A 16,379-nucleotide genomic window follows, 5' to 3' on the forward strand; every position below is an offset into this window, starting at 1 on the left:
TTTATTCTCCAATCAGCTTATTTTGTGTATGAGTGGATTGATATAGATAATGCAGAGCAATAAGAAGGACCGTCAGCGTTGATAGAATAATATTTGCTGGAACGATGGCAAAAGCATCACGGCTATGTATAAAGGCATTAAATGTCGCTGCAATGATGGCAAAACCATAGAGCCAGAACCCAACGACATCTAGCCTCCTTTGCTCTATCACTGGCCGAAACCAAACATAAAATAAATTGATAAAACGTGGAATAATACAAAATAGCAATCCAAACGTAATACACCATGCGGCTGCCTTTGCCCATAAGACCTCAGCAGTTTTATTATAAAAAATATCAAAAATCCAACCTGCAACAAAGAAACCAAAAGGTAATGGATTCAATAACATATAAATAGAATATAGGACACCAGATCTTGGATTGTTTTTTTTCATTCAAACTTCTTCCTTTTAGATTATTTATAGGTGCTCAATAATGATTTAAGTAAAATGCGCTTATAATTTACTGAAACACCAGTCTGTATAATTTTCATCCACTATAAGTATTCTATGAAATAGCTGTCAAAATTCATCAAATATTGATTCTCAAAAAACTTTTGGGAAATAAATAAAACTGCTTCCATCTCTATGGCGAAAATAGACATTTTTGAGTTTCTTACTTAACAATAGGTTTCAAAATAAAAATAAATTCTGAGTTTTTTATGCTTTCGTAATTTTGTTTTTATTTAGCGTTACAGCTGAAGGTGTTTTGTTCTTATACGATTACCGAGTAATAAATTGTAAACTCTCTCATTATGTTAAATAAAAGAGACTATTTTGTAAGATTAAATAGTCGCCTTCGGTCAAAACTTTCATTTTTTCTGATTGACCACGCATATGTGAAATATTTCATAATAAAAAAGGAAGCCTCAGCTTCCTTTTTTACATCTAAAACTTAGATGCCATATTTTTCGCGATAAGCCTGCATATTGGCTAAAGCGTCTTTCTCACCTTTGGCATCCAGATAATCCATCAAATCTTTCATGGTAATTAAGGCATGCACTGGGATTTCGAGTTCTTTTTGCACTTCCTGAATCGCAGAAAGTTCACCTTGACCACGTTCTTGGCGATCTAGAGCCACCAAGACACCTGCAATTTCAGCACCTGCATTTTTCAAAATGGTCACCACTTCGCGAATTGCAGTTCCTGCCGTGATCACATCATCAATGATCCAGACTTTCTGACCTGCAACTGATGCACCAACCAACACACCGCCTTCACCATGATCTTTGGCTTCTTTACGGTTAAAGCCCCACGGTACACTTTTGCCATGCACTTGAGACAAAGCCACTGCTGTAGCAGCCACAAAAGGGATTCCTTTGTATGCTGGACCAAAAATCACACCAACATTGTCACACTGTACCAGTTTATCGGCATAGCCTTGTGCCAGCAAAGACAGTGCTTCACCATCGTTGAGTAAACCCGCGTTAAAGAAATAAGGACTGACACGGCCTGATTTTAAGGTAAACTCACCAAATTTAAGCACACCACGTGATAATGCGAGTTCGATAAAAGCTTGCGGATGAAATGACACAGGCGTTGTCATATAAGGTGCTCCAAATTCTTTAATTGAGGTTAAACAGACGTATGATACCAAAGGATAGCTATCCAAGTGATGTAAAAATTCTTCGAGTCGTTTCAATTAACGTAAATGGCCTGCGTGCTTCTGTCACCAAAGGCCTACTCGAATGGTTAGAACAGTCAGGTGCAGATGTGGTGTGTATGCAGGAAAGTCGCATTACGCATGAGCAATGGACGGATAAATTTAAGCCTGAAGGATGGTACACCCACTTATTCCCTGCGGAGCGTGCAGGTTATGCGGGCACAGCAATTTATAGCCGCCTTCCTTTCGTCTCCGTCACCAACGGCTTAGGCTTTGAACTGGCAGATACTCAAGGCCGTTTTATTTCGGCTGAATTTGATTTAGGCCTGTCACAAACCGTTCATATTGCCTCGTTATACTTGCCATCAGGATCAAGCGGTGATGAAGCACAAGCACGCAAAGATGTGTTCTTACAAGAGTACGCACAAATACTAAAACAATGGCGTGACGAGAATAAATCAATCATCGTGTGTGGGGATTATAATATCGTGCACAAACGCATCGATATTAAAAACTGGTCAGGTAACCAGAAGTCATCTGGCGTATTGCCACATGAACGTGCTTGGCTCGATCATATGTATGATGAGTTGGGCTATGTAGACACCTTCCGTGAGGTGCGACCTGAAGCAGAGTTGTACTCATGGTGGTCAAATCGTGGTCAGGCGCGTGCGAAAAATGTCGGGTGGCGTATCGACTATCATTCATGCTCTCCAGACTGGAAAGCGCGTACTGCGAATGCATGGGTCTATAAAGAACAATGGTTTAGCGACCATGCACCCGTCATTATTGACTACAAAATACACGAATAAGTGAACACTTGTTCACTTTGCCCGCTTCTTTAGCTTACAGAACTTGTCGCTTTTGTGTATTTTTATTTACCAGCTAGAACGGCATTATAGCTTCACGGCACAGGGAAGCGGTCAGGATGACCAAAAAGGGATAGGACGCCGTAGGAAGATAAAATAAACTTGATTCAAGTTTATTTGCATGGATGAGACATTGGACGTTGAAATGAGACCCGCATAATCAGGAAGATTAAATGCGGGTTTTCTCTTTTCTAGATATTAGATATTTTCTCTTCATCTTGTCGTTAGCACTTTTGCTCAAAAAGCTTGATCGTTTTGATCATTTCATTACCTCTTAAAACCCTCTACCGATTAACTTAATAAAAAATTTCAACTGGCACATCACCTGCTTTTTACGTTAGGCTTTGATCCATATTTTTCATTCTTTCTATGGTTTTTTCACATGTTTAAAATTTATGGTATTAAAAATTGTAATTCGATGAAAAAAGCCTTTGATGCATTACAGGCAAAAGGAATTGATTATGAGTTCCATGATTACAAGAAACAAGGTATTGATGCTGCAACGCTAGCAATCTGGCTAAAAGAGATGGGTGCAGATAAAGTCCTGAATAAAAAAGGCACAACATGGCGTAAATTGACTGCTGATGAGCAAGCGCATGCAACCAGCAATGAGCAAAACCTGATTGAAACACTGATTGCTCAGCCAAGTCTGATTAAACGTCCTGTATTGCAAACGCCAAAAGGATTTGTGATTGGCTTTAATGAAGCAACTTATCAAGATCTATCTGCTTAAATCTAAATAAATAGCAGATACAAAAAAACCGAGTCATCAGGCTCGGTTTTTTTATGTTTATCTTGAGCTTAGTTGGTACGAATCCAGGTCTGGTTACGACCTAAAGCTGCAACGCCAATATAACCACGTAATTTCAGCTTTTTACCACCTTCGATAATTTCAGCTTTTAATTTGTAGGTTTTACCGTTCTTAGGATCGATAATTGAACCGCCATCGTAATTCACACCACCTACATTTTTAAGGCCATGTACAATGGTCACGCCTTTAAGTGGTTTGTTGTGATAAGTTCCTTCACATTTAGAGCATGCATTTTCCTGACCTGCTACTAAATATTTTTGAATAGACGCGGTGAGGGTTCCATCCTTTTGCTCAGTAAACTTCACAATCGCCTTCGGCTGTTTTGTTTCATCATCGATGGTTTGCCAAACACTGCCATTCAGCGCATCCGCTGCATTGGCAAAAGTTGTTAAACCGAGCAATCCAAATGCTAGAGCAATTTTCTTCATTTTTGTAATATCCTTAAGGGGTCTTTCAAACTGAAAGTATTGAGAAGTTCAATCAATATTGCAATTCTTGATTATGACTATTTGGTATAACCTGCGTAAGAGTGACATAGCGCACAATTTTTCAGTTTTTATCATGATGTCTAGGCGCCACTTATATTCAAGAATTTTCTTATCGGTATACCCATCTAACAATATGGAAAAATTATGAAATTTGCTACTGTTTGGAAATATTATTTTACTGAATCTTTACTTAAAGCGACGATTCGGACACCGAGCCAATTTAATTTGGCGCCCAATGCTTTACGGCCGTTACTGGATCAACTCTGTCGCATATTTCCACAAAATCCAACAGTACAAATTCGACCATTACGCTTAGCGGGTATCCGTGGTGAGGAAATTAAAGCTCAAGCTTCGGCAACACAATTGATTTTACATATCCACGGCGGTGCTTTTTTCTTGGGTAGTCTCAATACCCATCGTGCATTGATGACCGATATTGCGGCACGTACGCAAATGCAGGTGATTCATGTTGATTACCCACTCGCACCCGAACATCCTTTTCCTGAAGCCATTGATGCGATTTTTGATGTCTATCAAGCATTGCTAGTTCAAGGTATTAAACCCAAAGATATCATTATCTCAGGTGACTCTTGTGGCGCGAACCTTGCCTTAGCATTGTGCTTACGCCTGAAACAACAACCTGAACTGATGCCAAGCGGCCTGATTTTGATGTCTCCTTATCTGGATTTAACCTTAACCAGTGAATCGTTACGCTTCAACCAGAAACATGATGCATTGCTGTCCATTGAAGCGTTGCAGGCTGGTATCAACCATTATTTAACAGATGGTATTCAGACAGATGATCCTCGCGTTTCACCGTTATTTGATGATCTGACAGGCTTACCACCGACTTTGGTACAAGTCGGTTCTAAAGAGATTTTGCTGGATGATTCAAAGCGCTTTAGAGAAAAAGCTGAAAAAGCCGATGTAGAGGTGAACTTTAAACTCTATACAGGCATGTGGCATAACTTCCAGATGTTTAATGCCTGGTTCCCTGAGGCTAAACAAGCCTTAGCAGATATTGCTGAATTCGCACATGCCTTAGATCGCGACTAAGCATCATCAAAATATGTGTAAAAAATGGTCAGCTTAGGCTGGCCATTGTCACTCTTCATTCAGTTTGGTCATCATCAAATAAAAATCATTGAATATTCTGATAACAGCTTATTTTTCAAAATATTTTTCCCGTCCTGATTTGCACTAAATCCTCCAGATGCAGACTTTTTTCTCATTCTAAAGATGCTATTGTTATTTGAATAATCGTTCCTCCGTATTTTGATGACGGATATACAGTTCCTAGGAATCTCATTGCATAAAAGGATGCATGCCAATGGTGAAGATTCATTTTAATAGGTCAACTGACGCGAAAAGATGGGGCTTTCGGCTTTCTTGGGAACATCATATTGTCGTCAATTGGACCATGCTTAAAAAAAGCATTTTATTACTGATACTTGCTGCATTAATGAACCTGTTCTGGATCAGTTGGGACATTTTCGTACTCATGAATCCTGTTTATTCAGAATGGGTACATCTCAAGCTGGTCCGTTCACAATTATGGACCAGCCTGATTATGCTGGTGGTTTTGATCCTGTTGATTATTCCCTGCCATCTGTTCAGGGAACAACACTGGGCACAGGAAGTTCTCCCGATCCTCAGTGTGCAGGTCTTTACCGCGATGCTGTGCCATAACAGCTATCTGGTCGGCAGCTTTAGTCCCGCTACCATGGTGGGCTATGTCAGTGTCGTTGGTGTCGGTCTGGTGCTTTTCGACCGCCGTATGGTGTATTGCGCTCTCATTCCTGCCACGCTGGCCTTGTTCTTTTGTAATTACCTGAGCATGGTCGGGATACTCACCTACGCGCCATTATTTAACATGCAACATCTGAATCAAGTCGCCATGCATCCATTTTGGGTAGGCAGCATGATGTTTTTTCTGGTTCCCATCTTGCTGGCCTGTTTATTTCTATTTGAAATCTTACTGACCCAATGGCGTACTCGTGAAATGACCATCCAGATTTTAAGTCGTCTCGATCCTCTGACCAATGTCTTGAACCGGCGCAGTATTGGGAGTTACTTAGAAAGATTACATCAGCAGCCTGATCAGCAATATTCAATTGTGCTGCTCGACTTAGATCATTTTAAAAATATTAATGATCACTTCGGACATAGCATGGGAGATCAGGTACTGATTCAAGTCGCCCAATGTCTGGCAACCCATCTCAGAGAGCAGGATATTATTGGGCGCTTTGGTGGGGAGGAGTTTATTTTATTGCTGCCCAATACCAATACAGCTCAAGCACAAAAGGTTGCCGAGCGCTGCCGGCAAGCCGTATCACAATTGCGTTTTATCACCGAACATAAGCAAGAATTCAGTATCAGTGCCAGCTTTGGAATTAGCAGCTCACTCAGTGCCGATGAGCCACATCTGATTATCAGTCAGGCGGATCAGGCCCTGTATGCTGTAAAAGCAGCGGGACGCAATCAGGTCAAAATCTTTACCGATCTGATCACCCATTAGCAAAGTGAAGGCAGTGATTTGCCTTCACTTGAGTCTCAATCAGCCTTTTAAAAATTCTTCCCGATGTTGGCGATAAGGCTCATCAAAAAGCACAAACTTCTGTTCTTGCCTGGCTTCAGCAATCCACTGTTGTACTGAAGGCAAAGCCAATATTTTCTGCATATAGCTTTGGCTAGAAGCCGAGATGGGTAATTTATAACAGTCAAAACGCATCACCACAGGTGCGTAAAATGCATCAGCAATACTGAATTCGCCACACAAAAAACTGTCATCATCTGGACGTTCTGACCAGATCTGATCAATTCGGGCAACATCAGCACGTAATTGAGCATGCTCTGCCCATAACTGCTTGCCAATATGCGTTAGCTCAGCTTCGACATTCATCGGACAAAGATTGCGTAATCCCTGAAAGCTACTGTGCATCTCGGCACTGATACAACGCGCTCTGGCACGTAAGGTTTTATCTTGCGGCCATAAGGCATGTTCAGGGTGTTGTTCTGCCAGATATTCACAAATAGCCAGCGTATCCCAAACCACCAGATCACCATCCACCAGATCACCATCCACCAGTGCAGGCACTTTCCCGGTTGGATTAAGCTTTAGAATTTCTGTTTTAAACTGGCTATCTGCTTCAAAGCTATCAAACTGAATCAACTGTTCCTGAAATGGAATACCAGCCTGTTTCAATAAGATCCATGGACGCATTGACCAGGTCGAATAATTTTTATTGCCAATCAAGAGCTGATACATATTTATTATTTTCCTTTAAATAAGGCGAGTTGTTGTAATAGCTCAGCTTTCTGGAACGCACCAGTTAAGCGTAGCGAGCGAATTTCTTGTTGTTGCTGATCGAGGAATAAATAGGTCGGTGGTCCCAAGATATCCCACTGCGCTAAAAGTGCCTGATGCGATGCATCATAGTGGCTTAAGTCCAGTTTAATCAGGTAATAACCCGATAATGCCTGCTGGACTTCGGCATCTTTTAAAATACGATGCTCAATTGGCTGACAAGCGACACACCAATCCGCATAGACGTCAATCACGATACCGCGATCTTTGGGTGCATTAGCGAGAATATGCTGAAACTCATCCGCAGTTTGTGCCACATGCCATTCAGCAAGTTTATCTGCCTGAACCGAGCTGAGACTTTGAATATGCTGGTATTGATTAAAAGCCAATGCGGGAATGACCAAAATCAGCAATATCGCATACAGCCATCGCAACTTGGATTTCTGCCCAAACAGACGATAAACCGCATAGATAATAAATGCCAGACCGAGAATTAAACTCAGGATTTGAATCACTAATTCTGGCAATAAAGAACGAATAAAATAAAGACTCAAGGCCAGCATTAAGAAGGCAAAAATCACCTTGATCTGATTCATCCAGTCGCCAGCTTTCGGTAAGGCTTTAGCGCCCAATACACTTGCCAAAAGCAAAGGTATACCCATACCAAAGCCAAGCGTAAAGAGTAATAATGCACCTTGCCATTGACTCTGTGTTTGCGAAATAAATAGCAAAACCCCAGCCAGAGGTGCAGTCATGCATGGCCCTACCAACAGCGCTGAAATCATGCCCATTACACTGGCGCCCACCAGCGTGCCGCCTTTTTGATTGGATTGCATCTGATCCAGTCGATTGACCCAACGCTGCGGCAATTTCAGTTCGAATAGGCCAAACAGATTGAGGGCAAACACCACAAACAATAAGCTAAATGCAATCAATGTGGCGGGTTGCTGTAACCAGCGCTGAAAATTCAAACCTGCTGCGGAAGCAATCAAACCCAGTACCGCATAGACCAGTGCCATACTGACCACAAAGGTCAGCGCAATTGACCATGCTTTAACACCTTTGTTGTCACGTACGATCAACGAGGTCAGGATCGGTAACATCGGTAATGAACACGGCGTAAAAGCCAATAAAATCCCTAAACCTAAGAATAACAGGATGCTATAAGCCAGCGAATGTTGCTCCAGTGCACTTGACCATTTCTGGTCTTGAGCCATTACACCTGAATTGTCTTGTGAGGGAGATGCTGCGGCTACTTCAGCCTGTACTTCATCACTTGCGGGTTGTTGAGTATTGAATGCGCTAGATGAACGTGCCACGTCCAGAAAGCTTTTTTGGGTATTAGAACTGACATTTTGAGCACTCACCAAACCATCGGCGTCAGTCTGAAATTCAATATTTTGGGGTGGATAGCAAATTCGGTCTTTGGCACAACCCTGCCACGTCACACGATAATGTTGTGATGCTTGAGTAGGAATACTGAATTCAGCTTGTTGATAATAAACCTGACTATGGCCATAGTTTTCATCATATTGCTCAACTGCTTTGGGCAAATTTAACGTAACAGGCTGATTGCCCTGCTGTACTTCAAATTTATGTTGATATAAATAGTAATTGGGCTGAATCGACCAATGCAAACGTGCCTGATTCGCTTGCGTCGATTCAACCGTAAATGCAAATGCCTGTTCAGGACTGAGTAAAGGTGCCGATGAATTCTCTTGGGCATAGGTCAATGACCCACATAACAACAATAACGTCCCAAGAAAATAACGCATCAATGCAAAACCTTCTCCATCTCGAACAGACATTTTCATTCTCATCTCACTATTTTTCTCCCGAATCTCTCTCCCACTTATGTAGAAGTGAATTTAAGAGAATTCAGGAGCATTATTATTAGAATAAAACCGATACGCCGAAGCCACCGTTATAGCTTTTCTGATTGCCATTGAGATCCACCCCAATGCTAGCGTCCAGCTGTGTGCGATTATTCAAGGCATAAACCAGACCTGTGCCGAGGCCATATTCATAATCCTGACTTTCTGCTTTACGGTAAATAAATTCAGAGAAGCCAGATAATTTACCCGCGATCTTATAATCAATGGTTGGTACAGCTGTAACTGCCCAATCGCTGTTTTGCGCTTCATAACGCATGGTAATTGAGGTACCAATCAGGTCGCTAAATTCATAAGCAACTGCCGAGGTTAAGCTATAGATATCATCATGGTTGGTGAACTCATCGTTACCTGTCGCAATGATTGCTTCTGCTAACAAAGCCATTGATAAGCGGTCATCTTTTAAATCAATCGCTTTTTTCAGACCAATGCTGACATCACCTAAACCATTGGTTTCTTTTTTCATGCCAGCACGCTTGTATTGCTGCCAGACTGGACCTTGCCAACCCAATTGCAATTCAAGGCCATCTGCCAGACCTGTACGCAATAACATATCGCCATTTAAGGTCAGGGTTTTATCTTTTACTCCATCGACATTACCTTCTTGGTAACTGACGCTCGGTAAGCTTTGTTCCCATGCCAATTTTCCAACAGGTGTAATACCTGTGCCCATGCCCGCTCCAGGACGGTCAAAAGAAAAATCAGCCGCAAAAGCGCTGCTTGCCATAATCGATACGGCAATCACGCTTAAAGTTTGAAAAGTTTTCATCATATTCCTCTTTCTCTTGTATCGGCTGGGCTTATGCGCCTAGCTCTTTTGACATCTTTGCGCCATGCTGACGTAATAATTCCAGTGTTGCACGTTCTTCTGGCAATGATTCTGACCAGTCAATTTCATCAAATTCACAATCAAAGAATAATTGGCTAATTGAAGATAAAACGGTTAAACCTTCTTCATCACGGGTATTGGGATCTACTTTTTCTTCGAGTAAACGTTGTACCACAGGTACACAAGCCGAACTTGCTGCATCCCAAAGCGGGCCATAAAATTCTTCAGCATCCCATAAGTGCAAATTGGCTTTGGCCTGAATCAGGGCATCTAAAATATCTAAATAAACTTGAAGCGATTGTTGCTTTTCTTCTTCGCTTAATGGTTGGCCTGCTTCATACGCTTCACAAATTGCTTCCCACCATGTGAATAAACCATCACAAATCACTGACACAGGCGGCCCTTGTTCAGGATCAATAAAATTCGGGTCGAGTCCTTCAGCAAGTAAAGATTGCACTTGGTCTAAATCGAGTTGTTGTATGGCTTGCACCAAGGCCTGCTGTTGCTTATTTAACATGACCAATTCTCACAATATTTTTTAATGAATGTATTATGCCGAATATCCTGACAGGATTTTATAAAACCATCTAAAAAATCATGTATAAATTTGATACAGGCATAAAAAAAGCCCCAAATGAGGCTTTTTTTATGCGTTTATCTTTACGCTTCGTCATCTACTTTGACATCTTCATCTGCATCGACATATTCTGGTAAACCACCACGGTGATGATCTTTTTTCTCATAGAGATGCTCCAGACTGCGTTTTAACTTATCAATCGCACCATGAATCGAGTTATCAATATTTGTCGCTTTATGTGTCACTGCAACAGGTTTCATTCCTGCTGGACGAGCCTCAATCATACAACGTTTGTCGTGATCGCCCGTTTTATCCCCATTTTCATCACTAATATGAACCGAAAAGTGCGTAATACGCTCGCTATAACGTTGGAATTCCTGTGTAAGTTCTGCACGAACATAACTAATTAAACGTTCACTACCTTGAATGTTTTTATCTGTACGGATTTCAATATTCATAAATATCTTCCTCTCTTTTCTGTGAGACGGTGCTACAAAACTTTCTTATTCAGCACACTTTGAGCATGCGATCATTCAGTGCAGTTGTATATTTTGATTATGTAAATGCTTGTGGTCTCCTCGCTTAGCATCTGTTGATTTTCAGTATGTAAGAAGATCTTCTATAGTTCCAATATCTGTCTTTCGTTAGAAATATGCAAGCTGATTTTTGACATTTTTATTAAAACTTAAACAAAAACTACTTTAACTTTACACGACTTTATTTTTGGCCCGACCTCTACAATTATTTTGTACCTTTGGTCAAATTTGGCTTTATTTTTGCTTAATACCTTGTATGCTTTACACGCCTTTTTGGGGGGAGATTTTTAAATGCAATTGAAGCAAGTTACAGCAGCATGTTTATTGGTATCTACAGCAGCTTTCGCTCAGGCAAAGCCAATCTGGCAGGACTTTAGCCTGACTGGTTTGTATGGGGAAAACTACGAAGTTGTTGATGAAAAACAAACAACTTTAACAGTTGAATATGCGGCAAAAGTTAAATATGCCGATGTGTTTTTCTTTATGGATCGTATGCGTGGCAACGAAGATCATAAAGTTACCTATTTCGAACTCTCTCCTCGTTTTAGCTTAGGCGAGATTTCTGGTCAAAAACTTGCTTTTGGTCCAATTAAAGATGTGTTGATCTCAACAACATGGGAAAGCAACAATGATGACTTTTCTAGTTTTGACAACTTCTTATACGGCGTAGGTTTTGATCTCGCAGTTCCATATTTCCAATATGCAAATGTGAACTTCTACCGTGCCAACAATGAAAATACATCTGATGACTATCAAATGACAATTGCCTATGCATTGCCATTTAAAGTATCAAATGAAGATTTCCTCGTAGATGGTTTCCTTGACTGGTCGACAGGTGAAAAAGATCACGCAAGTGAACTGAACTGGACGACACAGTACAAATGGAATGTCGGTAAACACATTTCACCAGATACACGCCTTTATTTAGGTGTTGAGCATTCAGTTTGGAATAACAAGTTCGGTATGAAAAACCGTGACGAAAACAACGTCAGCGCTTTGATCAAATATCACTTCTAAGCTTTTAAAGATGTGAAAAAAACAGCAAGGAATTCCTTGCTGTTTTTGTTGGTATCATCGAATATAAAGCTGAAATGATCTGCCGTTTTATCAACGCCTCATCTTTTGTTTTTGCCTGATTTGATGACCTGTGCCCATGCCCGTAAATCTTCCACTTGCACCTTATACGCTCGCCCCCCATTTCCAGATTCGCTTTGCGACAGTCGATGATCTAGGCGCGATTCTTGCGATTTACAATGCTGAAATTCTCAATGGAACAGCCAACTGGAATGATCAGGCCGTTTCTTTGGCGGAATATCAGCAACGCTTTCAAGGCATGCAACAGCAACACTTTCCAATGATCGTGGTGGAAGACCTGAATACCCATCAAGTTGCTGGTTATGCCTATTACGCAGCGTTTCGTACTATCAGTGGTTACCGTCAAAGTATCGAGCATTCTGTTTTTATTGATCCAAACTATGCACGCCAAGGTCTTGGCAAAGCCCTTATGCAACAACTCATTCATCTCGCCAAACAGCAAAACATGCATATTATGGTCGCTGCCATTGATAGTGAAAACAAAGGCTCTATCGTATTGCATGAACAACTGGGCTTCATTCAAACAGGCTATATGCCACACGTGGGACAAAAGTTTGGGCAATGGCGTAATCTTGTCTGGATGCAACTGCAACTCACAGAAGCCTAATAAAACATCACTTTTGTAATACGTTTCTAACAGCAATTTTTAATTTAAAATGAAAGATATACTTTATTTCAAAAATAGCCACAATGATTAAAACATCCCAACTCGGCCTATGCCTCACAATCGTACTTGTTTCAAGTGCCAGCTTTGCAGAACTTTCCTTCGAGCAAGAATTGCAACAGGGCTGCGCCAAAATAAAACAATATGCGCAAGCAGGTAAAAAGTTTTACGATCAAAAACAATATCTCAAAGCAGCCAAACAATTTGAAGACCAAGCCGCATGGGCACATTTCTGTCAGGCCAATGCCGATGAAAGCGGGATTCAGGTCAGTGATCGAGACATTGAAATCGCCAATAATAATGTGGGGTTAAGTTATGCCAAACTCGGTAAGCCGCAATGGGCCAGAGTCTGGTTTTTACGTGATAAAGACTCGAAAACCAGCCAATACAACTTAAAACAACTCCCGAAGCCCAAAGTAACTTCTGATTTACAAGGCACTTATGTTCGCGCCAATGGCTTTGGGCAATGGGACTACATCAAGGTCAGCAAAAAACAAAATAAATATGCGATTGCTTTTGATGGTTATTACTTTGGACTGCGCGGCCTGATCTATGGCCCCAATATGGGACAATTTGAAACCAGCATGCCAATCAAGTCAACGCAGGCCAGCTATCGCAATGAAGACTGTCTAATTAAGCTTCAATTTGCCAATGATGCAAAACTTGGACAAAAAATTGAAGTTGAACAAAACAATGGTGAGTCCTCATGTGGCTTTGGACACAATGTCTATGCAGGCGGAACGTTCTATAAAGTGGAAAACAAATGAGTGATCTTTACACCAAAACTCAACAAAAAATTTAAGAAAAAGTATGAGACTCGGAAACGTCATTCACAACCTGCATGATCTTTGAAAGATATTGTTTCTGCGAAACAATAGAAAAAATCCAAGAATTGAACAGGTTTTGTGAATGACAATGCCTTTGGTTACTTTGGGCGAAACCAAAGTAACTCCAGCCGAAGGCTTATTTAGACATTAGAAGACTTCTTGGTATGACTCCATAAAAATATTCATTTTTTAATATCTACTTTTCTAAATAGTAAAATGAGATATGTAGAGATGGATATTAAATCGCCACCAACTCCCGAATCCCCTTCTCAGGCATATCCTCACCCCGCCCTTGTGCAATCACCTGCCCACGCGCCATCACCGTATACGCATCTGCCAACTCTTCAGCAAAGTCATAAAACTGCTCCACCAAAATAATTGCCATCTCGCCCTGATCAGCCAGTTTACGAATCACCCGACCAATATCTTTAATAATCGAAGGCTGAATGCCTTCGGTGGGTTCATCCAAAATCAATACACTCGGTTCTGATGCCAAGGCTCGGGCAATGGCAAGCTGCTGTTGTTGACCACCAGATAAATCACCGCCACGGCGATGCTTCATTTCATCTAATACAGGAAAAATTTCATATAAATGGCTTGGCACTTTACGGGTCTTGGCACCCGAAAATTTCGCCATCCCGATTAAAATATTTTCCTCTACGGTCAAGGTCGAAAAGATATCGCGACCTTGCGGTACGTAGGCCAAACCAGCACGCACACGTTGCTCAGGAGACATTTTGGCAATATCTTTGCCATCTAACAAAATTTGCCCTGATTTAATCGGCAGAATGCCCATCAGACATTTGAGTAAAGTGGTTTTGCCCACCCCATTACGGCCCAATACCACACTACATTCACCGACAGGCGCGTTAAAAGACACATCTCGTAGAATATGACTGCCACCATAAAACTGATTAATTTGTTTCACTTCCAGCATGTGTCTCTCCTAACGCCCTAAATATTTTTCAATCACATCTTCATTGGCCTGAACTTCCGCCAATGTGCCTTCTGCCAAGATCGCACCTTGGGCCAATACCGTGACTTTTTCACTGATGGTGTCAATAAAACTCATGTCATGCTCAACCACCACAAGGGTATGATTTTTTTTCAGTTCAAGGCAGAGTTCAGCAGTGCGCTCGGTTTCAGCATCGGTCATGCCAGCAACAGGCTCATCCAGCAAAATCAGCTTTGGTCGTTGCATTAACAACATGCCAATTTCCAACCACTGCTTTTGTCCATGCGACAGCAAACCTGCTGGCTTCTGTACATATTCCTTTAAACGAATTTGTTCCAATGTTTCATCCAAAGCCAACTGCGCTTCTGAATCTAAACGAGAAAATAAGCTTTTTTTCACTCGTTTATCTCTTGGTGCGGCCAGTAGCAGATTCTCCATCACGCTAAAATTTTCAAATACCGTTGGTTTTTGGAATTTGCGACCGATACCTGCTTCGGCAATTTGCTCGGTACTCATTTTGGCTAGATCATAGTTTTGCCCAAAAAATGCCGTACCTGTGCTTGGGGGAGTTTTACCGGTAATCACGTCCATCAAAGTGGTTTTTCCTGCGCCATTCGGCCCGATAATGCAGCGTAACTCACCCTCGGCAATATAAAGCGACAGATCATTCAAGGCCCGAAATGAGTCGAACCAAACGCTGACTTTTTCCAGATATAAGGCAATGCCATGACTAAAGTCAGCCCCTTGTGGTTTGGTACGTCCATACCCTTCACCGAGTTGACCGCCATGTTGAGCAGCGTCAATTAATACATCACTCATTTAGTCGCGCTCCTTTTTAAAACGGTCAAATAGGCCAATCACACCTTTCGGCAGGAATAAAGTCACCACAATGAAGAGTGCTCCCAAGATCAATAACCATGCTTCTGGTGCAGCCACAGTGAAATAAGTTTTCACGGCATTAATTAGACCTGCTCCAAGAATTGGCCCGATCAAAGTGCCACGTCCACCCGCAGCCACCCATACCGCCATTTCAATCGAGTTGACGGGATTCATTTCACTCGGATTAATGATGCCTGCCTGCGGCACATACAGCGCGCCAGCAATACCCGCAATCACCGCAGACAAGACCCATGCCGACAGCTTGTACCACAGCGTGCGGTAACCCAGATATTGCAAACGATTTTCACTGTCGCGAATGGCTCCCAATACTCGACCATAAGGACGATTCATCAGTTGACGTAGACCGATAAAACACAGCATTAATACCAGTGCAGTAACAAAACACAGCGTGGCACGCATTGATGCAGAGGTGATGTCAAAACCGAGAATGGTCTTGAAACCAGTAAAGCCATTATTCCCCCCAAAGCCTGTTTCATTACGGAAGAACAATAACGCTGCGGCAAAAGTCATGGCTTGGGTAATGATGGAAAAATACACGCCTTTGATTTTGGAGCGAAAGGCAAAAAATCCAAAAATAAATGCGATCAAACCTGGGATTAGCACTACCAAGGCCAAAGCCCAAGCAAAATGCTCCGTCCCAACCCAATACCACGGCAATTCCGTCCAGCTCAGGAAGCGCATGAAGTCAGGCAGCCCTTCGCCTGCGGATTGGCGCATCAGATACATACCAAAGGCATAACCACCCAAGGCAAAATACAAACCATGACCTAAACTCAGAATCCCTGCATAGCCCCACACCAGATCCAGCGCCAAGGCGACCAAAGCCAGACACATGATTTTGCCTATTAAGGTAATCCAATAAGCGGACAAGTAAAATGCAGAGTCAGGAGACAGCAAATGCAACCACGGCAACAGCAACAGTACGCCGAAACAGATTGCAATCGCCACGGCGCTATACGGCTTATCTGCGAACATAGAAGTGATTTTCATTG

The 16,379-nt window shown here is 41.9% G+C and carries 18 protein-coding genes; 7 read left to right on the forward strand and 11 right to left on the reverse strand.

Annotation, left to right across the window (positions count from 1 at the left end; genetic code table 11):
- Nucleotide 1: 1 nt before the first annotated feature.
- The gene (locus tag IEV36_RS08430; protein ID WP_005260191.1) at nucleotides 2–433 is read right to left on the reverse strand and encodes a DUF2231 domain-containing protein; all 432 of its coding nucleotides are present in this window, start codon (nucleotides 431–433) and stop codon (nucleotides 2–4) included.
- A gap of 499 nt (nucleotides 434–932) precedes the next feature.
- Nucleotides 933–1,583 (reverse strand): orotate phosphoribosyltransferase, encoded by a 651-nt coding sequence (pyrE, locus tag IEV36_RS08435; protein ID WP_005209496.1) that lies wholly within the window; start codon nucleotides 1,581–1,583, stop codon nucleotides 933–935.
- Between the two features lie 41 nt (nucleotides 1,584–1,624).
- Between pyrE and IEV36_RS08440 the strand changes: the two genes are divergently transcribed.
- Nucleotides 1,625–2,449 carry an exodeoxyribonuclease III gene (locus IEV36_RS08440; protein ID WP_004776279.1) on the forward strand — a complete coding sequence of 275 codons (825 nt, stop codon included), beginning with the start codon at nucleotides 1,625–1,627 and terminating at the stop codon, nucleotides 2,447–2,449.
- 439 nt (nucleotides 2,450–2,888) lie between these two features.
- Nucleotides 2,889–3,239, forward strand: coding sequence for an arsenate reductase (locus IEV36_RS08445; protein WP_005260192.1), 351 nt, complete (start codon nucleotides 2,889–2,891; stop codon nucleotides 3,237–3,239).
- Nucleotides 3,240–3,307: 68 nt separating this feature from the next.
- Here IEV36_RS08445 and IEV36_RS08450 read toward each other — a convergent pair whose 3' ends face one another.
- The gene (locus IEV36_RS08450) at nucleotides 3,308–3,745 is read right to left on the reverse strand and encodes a DUF2147 domain-containing protein (protein WP_004657126.1); all 438 of its coding nucleotides are present in this window, start codon (nucleotides 3,743–3,745) and stop codon (nucleotides 3,308–3,310) included.
- Nucleotides 3,746–3,949: 204 nt separating this feature from the next.
- Here IEV36_RS08450 and IEV36_RS08455 point away from each other — a divergent pair, with 204 nt between their 5' ends.
- Entirely contained in the window at nucleotides 3,950–4,861 is a 912-nt protein-coding gene (locus IEV36_RS08455; RefSeq protein ID WP_005260193.1) for an alpha/beta hydrolase, read from the forward strand.
- Between the two features lie 274 nt (nucleotides 4,862–5,135).
- Nucleotides 5,136–6,323 carry a GGDEF domain-containing protein gene (locus tag IEV36_RS08460; RefSeq protein WP_005260194.1) on the forward strand — a complete coding sequence of 396 codons (1,188 nt, stop codon included), beginning with the start codon at nucleotides 5,136–5,138 and terminating at the stop codon, nucleotides 6,321–6,323.
- A gap of 39 nt (nucleotides 6,324–6,362) precedes the next feature.
- Here IEV36_RS08460 and IEV36_RS08465 read toward each other — a convergent pair whose 3' ends face one another.
- From IEV36_RS08465 to IEV36_RS08485, 5 genes are all read right to left on the reverse strand, one after another.
- Nucleotides 6,363–7,073 carry a glutathione S-transferase family protein gene (locus IEV36_RS08465; RefSeq protein WP_005260196.1) on the reverse strand — a complete coding sequence of 237 codons (711 nt, stop codon included), beginning with the start codon at nucleotides 7,071–7,073 and terminating at the stop codon, nucleotides 6,363–6,365.
- Nucleotides 7,074–7,078: 5 nt separating this feature from the next.
- On the reverse strand, nucleotides 7,079–8,926 hold the full coding sequence (gene dsbD, locus IEV36_RS08470; protein ID WP_032863996.1) for a protein-disulfide reductase DsbD: 1,848 nt from the start codon (nucleotides 8,924–8,926) through the stop codon (nucleotides 7,079–7,081).
- A gap of 79 nt (nucleotides 8,927–9,005) precedes the next feature.
- Nucleotides 9,006–9,773: a transporter gene (locus tag IEV36_RS08475; protein ID WP_005260201.1), complete on the reverse strand. Its 768-nt coding sequence runs from the start codon at nucleotides 9,771–9,773 to the stop codon at nucleotides 9,006–9,008.
- Between the two features lie 31 nt (nucleotides 9,774–9,804).
- The gene (locus IEV36_RS08480) at nucleotides 9,805–10,350 is read right to left on the reverse strand and encodes an ankyrin repeat domain-containing protein (protein ID WP_004776291.1); all 546 of its coding nucleotides are present in this window, start codon (nucleotides 10,348–10,350) and stop codon (nucleotides 9,805–9,807) included.
- 143 nt (nucleotides 10,351–10,493) lie between these two features.
- Nucleotides 10,494–10,868 carry an HPF/RaiA family ribosome-associated protein gene (locus tag IEV36_RS08485; protein ID WP_004776293.1) on the reverse strand — a complete coding sequence of 125 codons (375 nt, stop codon included), beginning with the start codon at nucleotides 10,866–10,868 and terminating at the stop codon, nucleotides 10,494–10,496.
- Nucleotides 10,869–11,237: 369 nt separating this feature from the next.
- Here IEV36_RS08485 and IEV36_RS08490 point away from each other — a divergent pair, with 369 nt between their 5' ends.
- The 3 genes from IEV36_RS08490 (at nucleotide 11,238) to IEV36_RS08500 (ending at nucleotide 13,472) form a co-directional block, all read left to right on the forward strand.
- A complete protein-coding gene (locus IEV36_RS08490) occupies nucleotides 11,238–11,963 on the forward strand; it encodes an outer membrane protein OmpK (protein ID WP_005260203.1) in 726 nt (241 codons plus the stop codon).
- 136 nt (nucleotides 11,964–12,099) lie between these two features.
- Complete coding sequence (locus IEV36_RS08495) at nucleotides 12,100–12,648, forward strand: GNAT family N-acetyltransferase (protein ID WP_005260205.1); 549 nt, start codon at nucleotides 12,100–12,102, stop codon at nucleotides 12,646–12,648.
- A gap of 83 nt (nucleotides 12,649–12,731) precedes the next feature.
- Complete coding sequence (locus IEV36_RS08500; RefSeq protein ID WP_005260206.1) at nucleotides 12,732–13,472, forward strand: hypothetical protein; 741 nt, start codon at nucleotides 12,732–12,734, stop codon at nucleotides 13,470–13,472.
- Nucleotides 13,473–13,770: 298 nt separating this feature from the next.
- On the opposite strand, the gene urtE is transcribed toward IEV36_RS08500, so the two are convergent.
- The 3 genes from urtE to urtC are packed head-to-tail and all read right to left on the reverse strand — an operon-like array spanning nucleotide 13,771 to nucleotide 16,377.
- Nucleotides 13,771–14,469: an urea ABC transporter ATP-binding subunit UrtE gene (gene urtE, locus IEV36_RS08505; RefSeq protein WP_004657106.1), complete on the reverse strand. Its 699-nt coding sequence runs from the start codon at nucleotides 14,467–14,469 to the stop codon at nucleotides 13,771–13,773.
- Between the two features lie 9 nt (nucleotides 14,470–14,478).
- A complete protein-coding gene (urtD, locus tag IEV36_RS08510; RefSeq protein WP_005260211.1) occupies nucleotides 14,479–15,306 on the reverse strand; it encodes an urea ABC transporter ATP-binding protein UrtD in 828 nt (275 codons plus the stop codon).
- Entirely contained in the window at nucleotides 15,307–16,377 is a 1,071-nt protein-coding gene (gene urtC / locus IEV36_RS08515) for an urea ABC transporter permease subunit UrtC (RefSeq protein WP_005260212.1), read from the reverse strand. It lies immediately after the preceding gene.
- Nucleotides 16,378–16,379 lie beyond the last annotated feature (2 nt).

This window comes from Acinetobacter vivianii (assembly GCF_014635885.1).
Lineage (GTDB): Bacteria > Pseudomonadota > Gammaproteobacteria > Pseudomonadales > Moraxellaceae > Acinetobacter > Acinetobacter vivianii.